Genomic DNA, 1,801 nt, shown 5'->3' on the forward strand with positions numbered 1-1,801 from the left:
CCGATGCGCACCAGGCGGACAGGCGCGCGCGCAGGCAGTCCGGTCCTTCGTCCGGTATGCTTTCCAGCAGCAAGCTAAAGCGGCGTTGACTTACGTCGTGGATGCCCATCACCGCGTCAACGGCGTCTTGACACTGTTTTTTCTCGTTCGCCTGGAGATCGATCTTGGTCGGCTTGCCTTTGTCGTCGACGCCGTTTTTCTTGCCACATAACTCGACCAGGGTGTAAAGAAAATCGCGATTGAACGGCGTATCGGGCAATTCGAAGGGTGCCCAGCCAGTCGCCTTACCCTTTTCCAGGTACACATACGCGCCACCGATGGCTCGCATGAATGGCTCCATGCCGCGCCCCTTGTCCAGCGCAAAGATCTTCGGACCGAAGCGCGTCAGAAATCCGAGAATGCAGGCCTCCAGTAGCGATTTGCCGACACCCGTCGTGCCGTGGATGATGGTGTGGCCGGCGGTGCGCTCATTCACACTCGACTCGGCATCGCGCGTCGCGTGATAATTGAAGCTATAGAGACGCTTGGATACCGTCTGCAGCGGCATGACCGCTGAGCCGTCACCAAGCGGATTACCTTTGGACTTCCCTGCTGAATAGTCGTGCATCGAAAACATCGCGGCCAAGTTGCGCGAGGACTGCGGCTTCGGCCGTGGCTTGGTCGGCGCGCCCGGAATCTGGCTAAAGTAGGTGAATGGCGCGGACCCCGTCGCGCGCATCCAAATCACGTTGCATTCGTTCTTCGACCGCGCTTGAACCAGCTTGCCGTTTTCGTCCGCGCGCTTCGCGCTCTCACCATAGACAACCAGTGCGCCGTGATAGTCGCCGAACGTCAATTGACCGGAGTTGACATAGCCTTGCGCATGCTTGAGCTCGTCGACCTGGTGCCGTGCTTTGTCGCCGGCGGACTCGAGCTTATTGATGGTGCTCGTGATCACCTTGTTGGCCACATGTCCGGTCAGACAGTTGAACGATTGCGTGATCGTGAATTCGGCCGGCAGCGTCATCAGTGGATTGATTTGCCCCCACGCGGTTTCGTCGGGGAAGCCACGCAGATCAAGACACGCGGCAAACCGGCGCGACGGTGCCGCACCGCGAAGTTCGAGCGTGTCATAGCCGAAGTGCAGCCAGCTTTCCGGAATTACCTCGTAACCCGCTTCTGCCACGACCGGCATGTCCGCTTCCTGACCATTGATGAGGTCGCCGAGGAGCCGGTAGACATTCGAGAACTGCATTGTCGACCCGTTGACGTGCGCACGATCATAGGTTTCGAGCACTTCGGGGTCGTACTCGGCAAGTGACAAGTAAGCCTGTTCACCGAGTCCCTCGATCTCCTTTAAACCATCGTCATAGTCTTCGTAGCGCAACACCAAAGTGATGAAGTACGTGTTCTCGAAGTAGTCACCCTGCGTGAAGCGTTCGATATAGCGGCTCACGAAGAGCTGAACGAACCGCGAATCAAAGTCGTACGCCTGATCGAACACCACCTTGCGGCGTGAGAACGTGGTCCAGAATGCAAGGCGACCACCGAAGTCCCGACCAAGCTTGCCGAACATCTCGCTCAGGTTGTCGAACATATTGATGATCACAGCGTCGCTCTGCGCTTCGAACGGTACGCCAACCAATCGAAGCGTAAAGAGAAAGCGGCCGTCCTCAATATGCGTCACGCGGCGGGACACCGGACGCCCGATCTTCGGCAGCCAGTCCTCGACCGCGCCGATTTGGCGAAGCAGATCACTGCTGATTTGTGGTTTCCCGGTCATTCCCAACGAGTCCATTTAGCTGTGGCATCTATTGCCCCT

General features: G+C 57.9%; 1 protein-coding gene. It reads right to left on the minus strand.

Translation table 11 applies throughout. The features are described 5' to 3' along the window. Positions 1-1,762: transporter (locus tag WCA53_RS23470; protein WP_423916104.1), on the minus strand; the 1,762-nt coding region annotated here is incomplete at its 3' end. Positions 1,763-1,801 lie beyond the last annotated feature (39 nt).

The sequence above is a fragment of the Caballeronia sp. genome, from assembly GCF_049581465.1.
Classification (GTDB): domain Bacteria; phylum Pseudomonadota; class Gammaproteobacteria; order Burkholderiales; family Burkholderiaceae; genus Caballeronia.